This window comes from Lactobacillus porci, assembly GCF_009695985.1.
In the GTDB taxonomy this organism is placed as follows: domain Bacteria; phylum Bacillota; class Bacilli; order Lactobacillales; family Lactobacillaceae; genus Lactobacillus; species Lactobacillus absianus.
In genome coordinates this window covers 14,965-28,953 of the sequence record NZ_VUMX01000001.1, presented here as the reverse complement: position 1 = coordinate 28,953, position 13,989 = coordinate 14,965, and the positions used below count along the sequence as shown (strand labels likewise).

Here is a 13,989-nt window from a genome sequence, read left to right as displayed (position 1 = left end):
GCTATAATTGTAAGAAAACGCGAAAGGAGCTGATTGGATGCCTGAATTAGAGAAGATCGTCGAGCGCCCCTTGATCACCATCACCAACCTGATCTGGAGCTTCAACAAGGAGACCCACCGGGTTCAGCTGCTTCTGGTCAAGCGCAAGGACCAGCCTTTTGCTGACCGCTGGGCGTTGCCAGAAACCCTGCTGCGTGAGAATGAAAGTGCTGACCAAGCCGCCGTGCGCCTGATCAAGGAAAAGATCGGCCTGGATCTGCCTGAATCTTCTACCGAGCAGCTGGCCACTTTTACCGCTCCCCACCGGGCTCCCGGTGAGCGGGCTTTGGCTTTGACCTACATGACCTACCTGCCTGCCATGCCGGCGCTTCGCCCTGGCTATGGCGCGACCGCGGTTGCTTGGTTTGCCTTTGAGAATTTTGGCCATAAATATGAGTTGATCTCTAGCGACCAAACCTTTGAAATCGCCAAGGGTTCCCATGCCCTGGCCTTTGACCATGACGAGATCATCGCCGTCGCTATCCAGCGAATCAGAAACAAGCTGGACTACCAGCCAACCATTTTGCAGATCCTCGGACCTGAATTTACCCTGCGGGAAGCCCGTGAAGTCTATGCCCCCTTCTTTCAGACCACAGTCGACAAGATCGACAATTCCAACTTCCGCAAGACCCATGGCTTCTTCTTGACTGAAACCGGCGTGCAGAAAAATTACCATAAAAGCGGACGGCCACCCAAACTATATCGGCTAAAAGACTTGAAAAACAACATTTTATGGAGTAAAGTTGACCCTAAGTAAGTTTAAGTGAACTTTACTTTTATTTTTTGCCTGATTTTAGGTAAGTTATACTTTTAACTATTTAGGAGATAAATCTAAAGAGGAGTTATCAAATGACTGACGAAGCACTTCTGATCATTGACTACACCAACGATTTCGTTGACGACAATGGCGCTTTGACCTGTGGCAAGCCGGCCCAGGTCTTGGCTGATCAAATCGTCAAATTAGCTGATGAATTCTACGAAGCCGGCAAGTGGGTCATCCTGCCAACCGACAAGCACTTTAAGGGCAACCCTTATCACCCGGAAACCAAGCTCTTCCCGCCTCACAACCTGCCAAACACCTGGGGCAGAAAGTTCTATGGCCCTTTGGAAGACTGGTACCAAGCCCACAAAGACAGCGATCATGTCGTCTTGCTGGACAAGGGGCGCTACTCCGCCTTCTGCGGTACGGGTCTGGACCTCTTCTTGCGCGAGCGCCACGTCGGCCGCGTCCACCTCACTGGCGTCTGCACCGACATCTGCGTTTTGCACACGGCCATGGACGCCTACAACCACGGCTATGACATCACCGTCCACGAAAAGGCCGTGGCCGCTTTGAACGATGCCGGCCAAAACTGGGCCCTGAACCACTTCAAGTCCTGCCTGGGCGCTGAAGTGGTCGACTAACCGCCAATAGCTGGAATAGCAGAATTTAGCCAGAAATCATTCAAAAAGCCAAGCAAGTTTCATTCAAAAACTATATAATATAGCTAAGTTCTTGGCATATTCGTTAAGAATGGTAGTTTGATTTTTTAAGATTGAGAAAGTAGATTTAGATACTATGTCATTATCACACGCATTAATCACTGACCTTTACGAATTTTCAATGGCCAATGGGTACTTCGAGACCCTGCCGCACGATACTGAAGCCGTCTTCGACGTCTTCTACCGCAACGTTCCTGACAACGGCTCATTCGTGATCGCCGCGGGTCTGGAACAAGTCGTTGAACAACTCAGAGGTTTCCACTACACCAAGGAAGACATTGACTATCTCAAGAGTCTGCACCAATTCAGCGATGAATTCATTTCATACCTGGAAACCATGACTTTTGACTGCGTCGTTTACGCGATCCCAGAAGGTACGCCAGTCTTCCCGCGCGTGCCAATCCTCACGGTCAAGGGGCCTTTGATCCAATGCCAATTGCTTGAAACCTTCGTCTTGAACCTGATCAACCACCAATCCCTGATCGCGACTAAGTCACGCCGGATCAACCTGGCAGCTGCCGGCCGGCCAGTCATGGAATTCGGTGCCCGCCGGGCACAAGGTCCTGACGCTTCCGTATTGGGCGCCCGGGCTGCTGTTATCGGCGGCTGCGGCTCAACCAGCAACTGCCTGTCCGCCGCCAAGTTCAACATTCCTGTTGCCGGCACCATGGCCCACGCTTGGGTTCAAAGCTTCCCAACCGAGCTTGAAGCCTTCGAAAGATGGGCTGACGTTTACCCTGGCAACGCCCTGCTCCTGGTCGACACCTACGACGTCGTCAAGTCCGGCGTGCCAAACGCCATCAAGGTCTTCAAGCAATTGAAGAAGAAGGGCTACAAGAAGTTCGGGATCAGAATTGACTCCGGCGACATTGCCAAGCTGTCAAGAAAGGCCCGCAAGATGATGGACGACGCTGGCTTCCCAGAAGCAACCATCACCGCTTCCAACGCCTTGAACGAAAACGTCATCCACTCTCTGCTGCAAGAAGGTGCCCCACTGGACAGCTTCGGCGTTGGCGAACAATTGATTACCAGCTCCAGCTCTCCAGTCCTGTCCGGCGTCTTCAAGCTGGCCGCTTTGAAGATGGACGGCGGCGAATGGGAGCCAAAGATCAAGCTGTCCAACTCCAAGGAAAAGGTGACCCTGCCTGGTGAAAAGAAGGCCTACCGCCTCTACCACAAGGGGACCAAGAACGCCTTCGCTGACGTTATTGCCCTGGCTGATGAGAAGCTGCCTGATGAATTCGTCGGCGTAAACATGGACCCAATGATGACCGAAACCGAAGCCGACTTGAAGGACTTCGACGCTGTCCTTTTGACCCAAGTAGTCGTTGGGCCAAAGGCCAAGTCAATCGAAACCGATACTTTCAAGATTCAAAAGCACATGTACGAAAAGCTGGCTGAACTGCCAGAAGAAACCCAAAGACTTTTGAACCCAGACCGCTACCCTGTCTACCTGACTCCAGCCTTGGCTGAACTGCAAACCAAGATGATCAAGGACATCAAGGGCAAGTAAGCCTGCGCTAAACCGTCTTTTAAAGCAGCACCTGGATTTTCCCAGATGCTGCTTTTTTAATGACAGAAGGATGGGAAAACGAACATGAAGCAAATCTTGGAAAGCGGCCTCCTGCTCTTAAACCTGGCCGCCTGTGCCCTCTACGGGATCGACAAGGTCAAGGCCAAGCTGCACGCCTGGCGCATCCCCGAACGGGTCCTGCTCGCCTGCGGCCTGCTGGCGCCGGTGGGGGCAGGTCTAGGAATGCTGCTTTTTCGCCACAAGATCCGCAAGCCGCGCTTCTATCTGGTCCTGCTTGCCGGCATTGCCCTGTGGCTGCTGGCTTATTGCCTGATCCGCGGCCTTTAAATCTGCCAACCAAAAAATCCTGCCGCAAGCGACAGGATTTTTTCATGCAATCTTATCTATCCAACAATTCGGCGGTACACGCGCGTGGTAATGGCGTAGATGGCCAGGTAGAAGGCGAAGACGGCCACGGTCACCCAAAAGGCAACCTTCAGCATCATCGCGGAGTTGTAGATGCTGAACTCATACAAGACCTTCTTGACGGCAGGCGCCGCGATCAGCATGTTCAGCAAGCCCCCAGCCAGAGGGAAGAAGAAGATCAGCAGCACTTGCACGTGGATGGCCTGGCTGCTTTCCTGCTCGCTCAGCCCCACCTGCTGCATAGTCACGAATCTGGACCGGTCGGCATAGGCTTCAGAAACCTGCTTGAAGTAGATCACGACCGCGGTCGTCAGGATCAGGGCCACGCTGATCATCAGGCCAATCATGATCACCCCGCCCACCAAGCCGGTATACATGGCCTCATTCATGGCCGCGCCAGTAAAGTTGACGGGGGAGGCGTTGACGTTTGAGAGATTGTATGCCAGCTTTTCCTCGTAGTTCAGGCGCTGCTTCAAGCTGGAGCCGGCGATCCGGTAATTATAAGCATAGACATAGACCGGCTTGGCTTGCTTGGGCAGAGTCTTGACGATCACCCAGACTGGCTCCAGGACTGCGTGATCTGGATTGTAGGCCCACTTGAACTGGTCCAGCTGCTTGATCTGGTACTCTTTCCCGTAAATGGTCAAACTAGTCCCCATCCGGCTCTGACGGGCATGAACCAAGGCCTGGTTGCCCTTAAGACTGATTTTCTGCCCCGTCAGCTTCTGGTAGTTGGCTTGATCCAGCAGCATCAGGCTGGTATTGGCCGTACTCGAAAAAGTCCTGCTGACTTTCAGCTGGTTCCCAGTCCGCTCAGCGAAAACCGGGTCCGCCATCTTAAACTCCGTCACTGGCCCCCGCTTGGCGCCGGCCTTGACTGACGTCTTTTTGATATAAGCCCGGGTCCGCTTAAGCAGCGGCTTTTCCGTTTGGATAACCACGTCTTTAGGGTTCCAAGACTTTAAGGCTTCCTCTTTCCCGCTGTAGACGGAGATAGAGCCAAACAGCACCACCATCACGGCGGAAACCATCAGGCAGACTGAAGCCAAGCTGGCACCGTTGGCCCGCATTCTCTGAAGCAGGCCGGAAACGGCAATGAAGTGCTTGGGCTGGTAGTAGTAGCGCTTGCGGGTCTGCAGAAACTTGAGCAGGACCACGCTGGCGGCGATGAAGACGAAGTAGGTCCCGGCAATTACCAAAAAGGCCGCGCCAAAGAAGCGCATCAGCGCGCTGGCCGTTGGCTTGGTGGTCACTGCCAGCCAGTAGCCCCACCCTACCAGGATCACGCCAATTGCTCCGCCCAGGTAGGGAGTCTTCTTGCCCACCTTGGCCGCTTTTTTGCCGGAATTCCACAATTGCCGCGGCGTCATGCTTTTGACCTTAATGGCATCCAAGATGAACAGGCAGGCAAACAAGGCTGCCAGGAGGCTGGCCGTTTTGCCAATCGCCGCCAAGGACAGCCAGCCTTCCTTGACTTTGGTCAGCTTGAGCAGCTTGGCATAGCTCTGAAAGGCGATTTTTTCAAAAATCTGCCCGACCACGACGCTCCCGGCCAGGCCAGCCAGCAGAAGGTAGAGCTTCTCCAGGCCAATCATGGCGATCAAGTTCTTAGAGGTCATCCCCAACATGCTGTAAAGGCCCATCTCCTGCTCGCGGCGGCGGGCAATGAAGTTATTGGCATAAATCATGAAGGCCGCGGTCAAGATAATGACGATCCAAGATCCCAGCTGCAGCAGCACGTTGGTCGCGAAGCCGGATTCCAAGTCCTGCAGGCTGCTATTGGCCATCAGGGCGTAAAAAATATAGTTCAAAGCGCCCAAAACCAGGACTGACAAGAGGTATGGCAGGTAGACCTGGCGGTTGCGCTTGAGGCTGGAGATGACTAGCTTATTGAGCATCTGCATCACCGCCCGTCAAAGCTACCATGGCATTATTGATCTGCTCCTGGTAAGTCCGCTGGTCCAAGTCGCCCCGGAAGATTTCATGGTAGATCCGCCCGTCCTTGATGAAGAGGGTCCGCTTGGCATAGCTGGCCGCGGCAGTTGAGTGGGTCACCATGATGATCGTCTGCCCCTTCCCGTTGACCTCGTCAAACAGGTGCAGCAGCTGCTTGGAAGTCGCTGAATCCAGCGCCCCGGTAGGCTCATCGGCCAGCAGGAGGTCTGGGCGCGCGATCAAGGCTCTGGCCACGGCAACCCGCTGCTGCTGGCCGCCAGAAGCCTCAACCGGATAGCGGTCCAAGATCTGGCTGATGCCCAGCTTAGGCGCCAGCTCCTGCAGCCGCTGCTCCATTTCATCGACCGGCGTCTTGGCCAGAACCAGCGGCAAGAAGATATTGTCCTTGTTGGACAGACTGTCCAAGAGGTTGAAGTCCTGGAAGACAAAGCCCAGGTGCTCCCGGCGAAAGCGCGCCGCCTCATCCGGCTTGAGCGTGCCTAAGTCCTGCCCGCCTAAAATGGCCTGCCCGCCCGTAGCCTTGTCCAGGGTGGCCATGATGTTGAGCAGGGTGCTTTTGCCAGCACCGGATTCCCCCATGATGGCCACGTACTCCCCTTTTTCCACGGTGAAGTTTATGTCCTTCAGGGCCGTCACGGCATTGGCGGCTTTTTCATTGTAGACTTTTTTGACATGATTCAGTTTTAAGAGTGGCATCTCTTTGGCTCCTTTCATCGTCCCTTTGCTTGATGCTTCTATTATAGAAAGCCCCCGCTCCTTTTCCTACTTACGAAAGTGGCAACTAGCTTACGTTTTCGTAAGGTGGCAATTTAAAATTCCTGCCAGAAAAAGGCCACATTATCTCAAATACGTGGATAATGTGGCCTTTATCGTTAATTTGCTTCAAATCTCCAGGCTTGCTTGGCGTCAGGCGCCCTTGACCTGGTCGACTGGAAAGATTACCTGGGCCGCGACGCCCTTGGCTTCCGAGGTGACGGCGACGCCCAAGCCCAGCTTGTCGGCCGCTTCTTTGACGAAATACAGGCCCATCCCCGTCGACTGGGCGTTGTGGTGGCCATTTTGACCGGTAAAGCCCTTCTCAAACAGGCGCGGCTGGTCGCTGGCCGCGATCCGCGGGCCTTCATCATAAATCGTCAGGGCCTGGTCCTTAAAGTAGATCCTGATCTGATCGCCGGTTGAATACTTCAAGGCATTGCTCAAGAGCTGCTGCACGATGAAGCGCAGCCACTTACGGTCTGTCAACACCTGGACTTCAGCCAGGTCTACTTCGGGGATGACCCCTTTTTCCAAAAAGACGGCCATGTTCTGGGCCAGCAGCTCGCTGACCAGGCTGGTCAGCTTGCACCAGGCAAAGTCAAAGTCGTTCTGGTCCGCGGCCAGGCGCTGACCGCCCAAGAGCAGGTCGAGCTGGTAGTCCGCCTGCCTGAGCGGCTGCTCCAGGTCCCGGCTTTGCACCTGGCTGCCCTGGCTGGCCAGGCCGCTGATCTCAGTCAGGGAGTTCTTGATCTCATGGGCCAGCAGCTCCATCTGCTCAACTTCTTCCTGGGCCTTTAGGTTCCAGGCCTGCTCGCTTTTCTGCTTGTCAGCCGCAAGCAATTGGGCCCGCTTGATCAGGGCCAGTTCGCTGGGGCTGGCCGCCTTCAAGGCCCTTTGCCCGTCCCAGCGGCGAATCTCTGCCGTCTTCTGCCTTTCATGCAGGAAGTCGCCAACCAGCCAGGCCAGCAAAAAGGGCAGCGTATAGCGGATCAAGTCGCCCCAAGCCTCCAAGCGGCAGCCATAGAGGTTCAGGACCAAGGCCGCGAAGGCCAAAACAAGCGCGTACAGCAAGAGCAGGGGCAACGCTTTTTTCAGGTACTGGCGGCAAAAAGTCTTCTTCATTGCATCCCCCTAGTCCACGATCCGGTAGCCCACGCCCCGCTCCGTCAGCAGCTGCTTGTCCAGGTCCAGCTGGTGGAGCTTGCCCCGCAGGCGCGAGACGTTGACGTTCAAGGTGTTTTCGTTCAAGTACTTGCCGCCCTGCCAAAGCAGCTCCAGGATCTCCCGCTTGGAAACGGCCTGACCCTTTTGCCTGAGCAGGATCTGCAGCATGGCCCCTTCCGTTGGCGTCAGCTGCACGGCCTGCCCGTCCTTGACCAGTTCGTTGGTCAGGCTGTTGAAGCTGGCCCCGGCAAAAGCCAGCTGCCTGCCCACCTGAGGCTTGTTGCGCCGCAGGATCGCCTGAATCTTGGCCAGCAGAACCGCCCCGGAGAAAGGTTTCATTATATAGTCGTCAGCCCCGGCGGAAACGGCATGCATCACGTTGGCGTCAATGTCCGCGGCCGAAATCACGATAATCGGCACGGCACTCTTCTTTCTGACCTCCTGGATCCAGTAGAAGCCGTCAAAAGTTGGCAGGGTGATGTCGCACAAGACCAGGTCCGACTGGCTCGCGGCTACTTCTTCTGCCACCCGGTTCCAGTCCTTGACCACGACTGGCTCATACTGCCATTTGCGCAAAGTCTGGCTGATATTGGCAATAATTTGCTGGTCATCTTCGACCAACATGATTCTTTCCATGCTTCCTCCTTACTTGCCTTGATATTGTGGCAAAACGAAGCGTTCAATGGCCTCGGCTACCCCGCCGTGCAGGTAGTCATGCTTGGTAATTGCATCGCAATCCGCCCGCATCTCAGGCGTGGTGTTGGCCATGCCAACGCCCAGGCCGGCCGCCTTGATCATGGCATCATCGTTGAAGCTGTCGCCTAAGGCCATTGTTTCCCGCAAGTCCAGGCCGATTTCAGCGCACAGGCGCTTTAAGCCATTGCCTTTATTGACGCCAACGGGGTTGAACTCCAGGTAGCGGCTGGAAGAGCAGCTCATCTCCGTCCGTTCCTCCATGTCGCCCATTTTGCTTCTGATCTGCTTGATCTTGGCAAAATCGGGATTTTCATACAGAATCTTCACGAATTTCTCGCCGCTTTCGCGCAGGCGGTCCAAGGTCGGGTCCGTGATTTCGATCAAGTCCAGCCGCCCCCGGCAGAATTCCCGTTCTTCATCAGTCAAATTATAGGCAAAAACCTTGTCCTCACTGTAAATGTGCATGCAGACGCCATACTTCTGCCCGCGCTCATAGAGCTCTTCGATCAGCCCGTAGTCCATCCCGGTAAGGCTGATCAGGCGCGGCCCCTGATTTTCATAGATGGCCCCGCCGTTGTAAGTGATGGCGTACTGGCCAGGCGCGTCTTTGATCCCCAATTCCTCAAGCGTCTGCTGAATCGAGCCAAAGCCGCGGCCCGTGGCAGGGACGAACTTGATGCCAAATTCCTGGCACTTGCGGATGGCAGCCAGGTTCTCCTGGCTGATATGGTGGTCAGGACCCAGCAGGGTCTCGTCCAAGTCGCTCGCGATCAATCTATACATCTTGCCTGCTCCTTTCTAAGCTGCTTGTTCTGGCTGCTTTCGTTTTTCCTTATTTAACTATACAATTGACTGCCACAAGAAAAAAGAATCTCCGCTTGGCGAAGATTCTTTAGCTGGCTATTGCAGGCTCTTAAGCATCTTGAAGGCCGTTTCCGTGCTATGAGCCTTCATCTGGTACACGCTGGATCCCTTAGACCAAGTGATCACGGTGTTTAACGAGCCCAGGCTCTCGCCGACGTCGACCTGGACGCTGGCATTGCCGCCGCTGGCCGGCAGACCATACTGCCGGTAAAGCTTGAGCAGGGCCTTGGCCGTTGGAAGCGCCTCTTGCCCTTGCACCTGGCTGGCCCGCACGACGAAGGACCACTGGCCCTGATTGAACTGCAAGTAGGTCGATCCGGCCGCTCCTTCCTCAGTCCCGGTCACTTGGCCGTCAAGTTTGACCGTTGGCAGGCCGCTCTTGGGCTCCTGGTAGTTGATCAGGCTGCTGGCGTCAGTCACGTTCTTGTTTTCCGTCAAGACGGCGTATGGCTTTTCCTTGGCCACCTGGCTGGCGTTCAACGGCAACGGACTATTGCCGACGCTGTAGTAGACGACGTTCTGACTGGCAGAGCTCGTCCAGCGCGCGTTCAAATTTTCGCTGCCCTGGCCCAGGCCGTCAACCGTTGGCAAAAGCATCCCCGGCAGCTGGGTTCGCAGCTGGGCCGTCAAGCTGCTCATGCGGCTAGCGGTTGAACTAGGTGCGGACTTAGAGCTGGCGCGGCTTGAGGTGGATTTGCCTGAGCTGGCGGCGGAACTAGCCGCGCTGGTTGATGAACTAGCCGTGGACTTAGAACTGGCGCGGCTTGAGGTGGATTTTTCCTTTTGAGACTGGCTGGAAGCCTGACTGGACTTTTCCTGGCTTTGCTCTTGGCCCTGGCTCCCGCAACCCGCGAGCAAGGCCGCGGACGCGAGGAGCAGGCCAAGGACTTGTTTTCTATGTCTCATTGTCTACACTCTTTCCATTGAATACTTATCCCTGCTTTTTTGCTTATTCACCTTTAATTATAAACTTGGATAAGGCTTTCATAAAGAAAGAGCCCCTTAAGACTTAGCTAATTTTTGGTAAAAAGCTTTAGCTGGTCTTCTTGCTCGAGACTGCAAATTTAGGCCTTAGCCGGCTGACGCGTTTTTTAAAAATACGCGAAAAAACACCCACCTAACTGAGCACTGTCAATCAGTTAGTGGTTTGACGCTGCTAAGCTAGATGAGTGTTTAGGCCGTCCTCCGCTTAAAGGCAATGCCTTAATTCAATGACATTGACCCGCTGGACAACTTTTATGGTCTGGCAATCGTGACTTCACCGGCGATATCCTTGTTGAAAAAGGCCCGGATCTCTTCCAGATCCATCTCCTGGCCCAAGGCCCACATCAACTTGGTAACGGCACTTTCACTAGTCATGTCGCGGCCGCTGATGGCCCCTTCAAGCAAAGCAGCCCGGCCGACCTCGTACTTGGTCAGGTCAGTCCGCTCGTACAAGCACTGGCTGCAGGCGATAACCGGGATTCCCTGCTTGATGATCTCGCCCACGGCCTTGACCATGTTCCGGCGCATATAGTTCATCCCGCCCAAGCCATAAGCTTCGACGACGATCCCCTTGCATCCGGCGTCAACCATGGCTTTGAGCATGGCCGGATCAAAGCCTGGGAAAAGCTTGACCATCGCCACGTGGGGGTTGACCTTGGTGTTCAGGGTGCAGATGGCGTGCTCGCTTGGCACGTACTCATTCGCTGAGTGCTTGATGTCGATCCCGTCGGAAGTTACCTGAGCGACTGGATCCATGTTGATGGACTTGAAGGCGTCAAAACCGGTGGTTCTGATCTTCACGCAGCGGCATCCCCGCATGATCTGCCGGTTGAAGGCAATGTAGATCCCCGGCTTGCAGGTCGCCGCGGCAGCGAAGGCCACGCGGAGGTTGTCCGGGGCATCGCTCAAGATAGCCTGCATAGGCACCTGGCTCCCAGTAAGAACGACTGGCAGGTCAATCCCCTGAAGCATAAAGGTGAGCATTGAGGCCGTGTAGGCCATGGTATCCGTCCCGTGGGAGACGACGATGCCATCATAGCCCCGGCGGAGCTGGTAAATTTGTTCGGCGATGTAGGCCCATTCTTCTGGCTGGATATTGGATGAGTCCAGGGAAAGGATGTCCTTGGCCGTAATTTCATAAGGCTGCCCGCCCAAAGTATGGAGGAGCTCAGCACCGGATTGTCCGGGCACTAAGCCCTCTTCTGAAGCTACTGAGGCAATGGTACCTCCTGTTGACAAGAGCAGAATCTTTTTCTTGGTGTTAGTCATGGTGTCCCCGCTTAATAACTTGCATGTTTGCGAAAAAATACTTGCACATCTCCACTTTAACCGCTCGTTTTTCTATTTGCAAGCCGCTTCTTCTGTTCCTGTTCATCAGCCTGGACCAGGAACTGATAAAGGCGCTCCATGTACTCCTTGTACTGAGCCAGCTCCTGCTCGCTGTAGAGGCTTTCGATTTTATCGTGGAACTGGTGCACTGACGCCAAGGCCTCTTGACACTTTTCCTCGCCTTCTGGCGTCAGCTGGATAATCTTGACCCGCTTGTCCATTTCACAGACGCGGCTGATCACGTAGCCCTTGCCATCCAACCGGGCGACGATGCCGGCCATCGTTGCCTGGGCCACTTCAAAATGGGTTTCCAGCTTCTTTAACGGTGCCCGCTTGTCTGGACATTTCTTATACAGGTAAGCCAACACGTGAAATTGCGAGAAGGTCAGGCCCATTTTCTGCAAGGCGCGGTTGCCATGCTTGGCCATTAAGTCGTAGTTTCTCTTCAAGAGCAGGCCGAAATCTCTATCCATTCTTCAATCTATCCCCTTGTTAAATTATCCGCGTTTTCAGCCCAGCAGCTGAAAACAATAGCGTGCTTTCATTGTCGTTCTATAATTCTAACACTTTTTCCGCAAAAGCAAAAAGGACTGAGCCAGCCAGCTCATTCCTTTAATCCTATTTTTCAAGTTTCTTAGCCTCATCCATGATGGTCTGATAGACGGCCTTGACCGCGGCCGCGTATTCCGGCCGTCCCGCCAGCCTGGCCACCTTGTCCAAGACCTGCCCCTCGCGCTTGGGGTCATAAACGGCGATCCCCTGGGCCTGCTTGATCGTGCCGACCTGGCGGACAATGTCGTAGCGCTTGACCAGAGCCGCTACCAGCTCCCGGTCGGCCTCATCGATCTGCCCACGCAAGGCGGCTAATTCTCTGGTTTTCATTTTCACTTTTTTCCTTTCTTTTCTATCGAAGAATTTTATCTGTAAGTTCAGCTTATCACACCAGAGCTTTACACAGACTTTGCAAAAAAGTTGAGCTAGGCCGCTTTACGAAAGGAAATGAAAGTATTATCATATAAATGAGAAAATTACGATTGGGTTGAGCGTCCCACCAAGCGCTCGGCTTATCTTTTGGTAAACTATTGTTATCAGTGTAATTTTTCACATCACAGAGAACGCGAGCCACGTCCAAGGCTCGCGTTTTTTGTTTGCCGGCCTAGTTCTTGGTCACGTCGATCCAGGCTTCATAGCCCGAGTACTTTTCCAGGTCAGGAATTGATAATTTTACCGCTGAATTTGACGAGCCAGCTGCCGGGAAGACTTCCTCATGGCGCTTAAGCGACTCATCCAGGTAGACTTGGACCCCGTCTTTGACCGCGAAGGGGCAGACCCCGCCCGGTGCGTGGCCGACATAGTCCTCAACCTGGTCAAAGGGAATCATCTTGGCCTTCTTGTGGAAGACGCCCTTGTACTTGTGGTTGTCGATCCGGGCTTCGCCAGCCATAACGATTAAAACCGGCTCATCATTGACCAGGAAAGACAGGGTCTTGGCAATCTGGTCAGGCTCAGTGGACAAAGCCTCAGCCGCCAAATCAACCGTTGCCGATGATTCAGGCAATTCGATCACATCGACGCCCGTGCCCGCGAAAAATGCTTTTACTTTGTCTACTGCCATATTTCATGCCTCTTTCTTTGCAAATCAAAATCAGATTCTTGATTAATTTTAAATTAGAAAGTAGTATACCTCTTTTATTTGTCTTTCACAATAAGAAGGACCTGAAAAATTTGTCTTTCTTTCGCCTTCTGCAAAAAAATAAGCGTCAGCCTAGTGGTGACAAAGGCCGGCGCTTATTTCACTCAGGGAGTCACGATCAAAGGAATGAAGGAGTCGCGTGGCTCATCAAGCATCATGCATACGAAATTTTAGATATTGTGTTGAGTGTATATGAAAAAATATGCTGTTGCAATCACAAACAAAAATAAAGAAAAGGGCCAGGGAGGGATCGCGATGTCTTTGCCAACTCCCCAACTCAGCCTAAGTATAAGACAAGCAGGCAAAAGTCCCAGCAGTAAAGCAGGCGAAACGTCCGTTTTTGAGACACCTTTCAGTTTTTGTCTGATTAAGGTGCAAAAGCCTTTATTTTGCCAAAAGCTTTGTTATATTTGTCGCAGAGGATTATTAGAGTGATTGATTTCGGAGATGGACAGGAATGAGACAAAGCGAAAACAGGATGAGGCGCGATATCTTGCTGGCAATGAAGACAATGCTGAGCAGGAAGCGGTTTGAGGAGATTACGGTTGCCGACATCTGCAAGGAGGCCATGATTCACCGCAGCTCTTTCTACCGCTACTTTCGCGACAAATATGAAGTCGTGGATGAGCTTTTCATGACCTTGATCCGCCAGCTGCTGGCGGACACGAAGACGTCCACGGACGCCATTGAGCAGATCAAGGCCTTCATGCATGAGAACCTGACCCTCCTGCACAATCTCAGCCCGCAGAACCAGGGCCGGATCAATCTCTACCCGGACACCATGCACCTGATCCAGGACCTGCTCGCTGAATCCCTGCACATGACGGAAGCGGCAGGCACGACCGACCAGGACCCTCTCCTGCACCAGATCAAGATCGCCGATGATCCTGAAATGGCTCTCGCCTTCTACAGCGGCGGCATCATGGGCCTTTTTGAAAACTACGACATCTTTGACCACCCCGACCGGATCGACAAGTTGCTCAACCACTGGAAGGAAAAGCGGCTTTCCGCGCTAGTGGGAAATGAGCAGCCAAAATAAGCACCGAACTATGATACGACTAGTTCGGTGCTTATTTTTCTCGTAAAA

The 13,989-nt window shown here is 53.7% G+C and carries 15 protein-coding genes; 5 read left to right on the top strand and 10 right to left on the bottom strand.

The window, feature by feature from the left end; all coding sequences use genetic code 11:
• The first annotated feature begins 37 nt into the window (after nt 1–37).
• The 4 genes from FYJ62_RS00155 (at nt 38) to FYJ62_RS00140 (ending at nt 3,382) form a co-directional block, all read left to right on the top strand.
• Complete coding sequence (locus tag FYJ62_RS00155; RefSeq protein WP_154546775.1) at nt 38–796, top strand: NUDIX hydrolase; 759 nt, start codon at nt 38–40, stop codon at nt 794–796.
• A 92-nt stretch (nt 797–888) separates the two neighbouring features.
• Nucleotides 889–1,443 carry a cysteine hydrolase family protein gene (locus FYJ62_RS00150; protein WP_154546774.1) on the top strand — a complete coding sequence of 185 codons (555 nt, stop codon included), beginning with the start codon at nt 889–891 and terminating at the stop codon, nt 1,441–1,443.
• 154 nt (nt 1,444–1,597) lie between these two features.
• Nucleotides 1,598–3,034: a nicotinate phosphoribosyltransferase gene (locus FYJ62_RS00145; protein ID WP_154546773.1), complete on the top strand. Its 1,437-nt coding sequence runs from the start codon at nt 1,598–1,600 to the stop codon at nt 3,032–3,034.
• Between the two features lie 84 nt (nt 3,035–3,118).
• The gene (locus FYJ62_RS00140; protein ID WP_154546772.1) at nt 3,119–3,382 is read left to right on the top strand and encodes a DUF1294 domain-containing protein; all 264 of its coding nucleotides are present in this window, start codon (nt 3,119–3,121) and stop codon (nt 3,380–3,382) included.
• Between the two features lie 56 nt (nt 3,383–3,438).
• Here the strand turns inward: FYJ62_RS00140 and FYJ62_RS00135 are convergent, their stop codons facing one another.
• The 10 genes from FYJ62_RS00135 to FYJ62_RS00090 all read right to left on the bottom strand — a co-directional run bounded on the left by FYJ62_RS00135 (nt 3,439) and on the right by FYJ62_RS00090 (nt 12,824).
• The gene (locus tag FYJ62_RS00135; RefSeq protein ID WP_195837356.1) at nt 3,439–5,358 is read right to left on the bottom strand and encodes an FtsX-like permease family protein; all 1,920 of its coding nucleotides are present in this window, start codon (nt 5,356–5,358) and stop codon (nt 3,439–3,441) included.
• Nucleotides 5,348–6,112, bottom strand: coding sequence for an ABC transporter ATP-binding protein (locus tag FYJ62_RS00130; RefSeq protein WP_154546770.1), 765 nt, complete (start codon nt 6,110–6,112; stop codon nt 5,348–5,350). The genes FYJ62_RS00135 and FYJ62_RS00130 overlap by 11 nt, the downstream gene beginning before the upstream one ends.
• 210 nt (nt 6,113–6,322) lie before the next feature.
• Nucleotides 6,323–7,294, bottom strand: a complete 972-nt coding sequence (locus FYJ62_RS00125) for a sensor histidine kinase (protein ID WP_154546769.1) — start codon at nt 7,292–7,294, stop codon at nt 6,323–6,325.
• A gap of 9 nt (nt 7,295–7,303) precedes the next feature.
• Nucleotides 7,304–7,972 carry a response regulator transcription factor gene (locus FYJ62_RS00120; RefSeq protein ID WP_154546768.1) on the bottom strand — a complete coding sequence of 223 codons (669 nt, stop codon included), beginning with the start codon at nt 7,970–7,972 and terminating at the stop codon, nt 7,304–7,306.
• Nucleotides 7,973–7,981: 9 nt separating this feature from the next.
• Nucleotides 7,982–8,815 carry a Cof-type HAD-IIB family hydrolase gene (locus FYJ62_RS00115; RefSeq protein ID WP_154546767.1) on the bottom strand — a complete coding sequence of 278 codons (834 nt, stop codon included), beginning with the start codon at nt 8,813–8,815 and terminating at the stop codon, nt 7,982–7,984.
• 117 nt (nt 8,816–8,932) lie between these two features.
• Complete coding sequence (locus FYJ62_RS00110) at nt 8,933–9,802, bottom strand: hypothetical protein (protein WP_154546766.1); 870 nt, start codon at nt 9,800–9,802, stop codon at nt 8,933–8,935.
• 330 nt (nt 9,803–10,132) lie between these two features.
• Nucleotides 10,133–11,149, bottom strand: a complete 1,017-nt coding sequence (locus FYJ62_RS00105; RefSeq protein WP_154546765.1) for an asparaginase — start codon at nt 11,147–11,149, stop codon at nt 10,133–10,135.
• A gap of 56 nt (nt 11,150–11,205) precedes the next feature.
• Nucleotides 11,206–11,682 (bottom strand): MarR family winged helix-turn-helix transcriptional regulator, encoded by a 477-nt coding sequence (locus tag FYJ62_RS00100; protein WP_154546764.1) that lies wholly within the window; start codon nt 11,680–11,682, stop codon nt 11,206–11,208.
• 145 nt (nt 11,683–11,827) lie between these two features.
• Nucleotides 11,828–12,091: a chorismate mutase gene (locus tag FYJ62_RS00095; RefSeq protein ID WP_154546763.1), complete on the bottom strand. Its 264-nt coding sequence runs from the start codon at nt 12,089–12,091 to the stop codon at nt 11,828–11,830.
• A 274-nt stretch (nt 12,092–12,365) separates the two neighbouring features.
• Nucleotides 12,366–12,824, bottom strand: coding sequence for a YbaK/EbsC family protein (locus FYJ62_RS00090; RefSeq protein WP_154546762.1), 459 nt, complete (start codon nt 12,822–12,824; stop codon nt 12,366–12,368).
• 535 nt (nt 12,825–13,359) lie between these two features.
• Here FYJ62_RS00090 and FYJ62_RS00085 point away from each other — a divergent pair.
• Complete coding sequence (locus tag FYJ62_RS00085; protein WP_154546761.1) at nt 13,360–13,941, top strand: TetR/AcrR family transcriptional regulator; 582 nt, start codon at nt 13,360–13,362, stop codon at nt 13,939–13,941.
• Nucleotides 13,942–13,989 lie beyond the last annotated feature (48 nt).

Bases quoted from the DNA above. Each gene is read 5' to 3' on its own strand.
- FYJ62_RS00115 (WP_154546767.1), bottom strand. From the start codon at position 8,815: ATGTATAGATTGATCGCGAGCGACTTGGACGAGACCCTGCTGGGTCCT.
- FYJ62_RS00110 (WP_154546766.1), bottom strand. From the start codon at position 9,802: ATGAGACATAGAAAACAAGTCCTTGGCCTGCTCCTCGCGTCCGCGGCC.
- FYJ62_RS00085 (WP_154546761.1), top strand. From the start codon at position 13,360: ATGAGACAAAGCGAAAACAGGATGAGGCGCGATATCTTGCTGGCAATG.
- FYJ62_RS00140 (WP_154546772.1), top strand. From the start codon at position 3,119: ATGAAGCAAATCTTGGAAAGCGGCCTCCTGCTCTTAAACCTGGCCGCC.
- FYJ62_RS00150 (WP_154546774.1), top strand. From the start codon at position 889: ATGACTGACGAAGCACTTCTGATCATTGACTACACCAACGATTTCGTT.
- FYJ62_RS00105 (WP_154546765.1), bottom strand. From the start codon at position 11,149: ATGACTAACACCAAGAAAAAGATTCTGCTCTTGTCAACAGGAGGTACC.
- FYJ62_RS00130 (WP_154546770.1), bottom strand. From the start codon at position 6,112: ATGCCACTCTTAAAACTGAATCATGTCAAAAAAGTCTACAATGAAAAA.
- FYJ62_RS00135 (WP_195837356.1), bottom strand. From the start codon at position 5,358: ATGCTCAATAAGCTAGTCATCTCCAGCCTCAAGCGCAACCGCCAGGTC.
- FYJ62_RS00090 (WP_154546762.1), bottom strand. From the start codon at position 12,824: ATGGCAGTAGACAAAGTAAAAGCATTTTTCGCGGGCACGGGCGTCGAT.
- FYJ62_RS00100 (WP_154546764.1), bottom strand. From the start codon at position 11,682: ATGGATAGAGATTTCGGCCTGCTCTTGAAGAGAAACTACGACTTAATG.
- FYJ62_RS00125 (WP_154546769.1), bottom strand. From the start codon at position 7,294: ATGAAGAAGACTTTTTGCCGCCAGTACCTGAAAAAAGCGTTGCCCCTG.
- FYJ62_RS00095 (WP_154546763.1), bottom strand. From the start codon at position 12,091: ATGAAAACCAGAGAATTAGCCGCCTTGCGTGGGCAGATCGATGAGGCC.
- FYJ62_RS00120 (WP_154546768.1), bottom strand. From the start codon at position 7,972: ATGGAAAGAATCATGTTGGTCGAAGATGACCAGCAAATTATTGCCAAT.
- FYJ62_RS00155 (WP_154546775.1), top strand. From the start codon at position 38: ATGCCTGAATTAGAGAAGATCGTCGAGCGCCCCTTGATCACCATCACC.
- FYJ62_RS00145 (WP_154546773.1), top strand. From the start codon at position 1,598: ATGTCATTATCACACGCATTAATCACTGACCTTTACGAATTTTCAATG.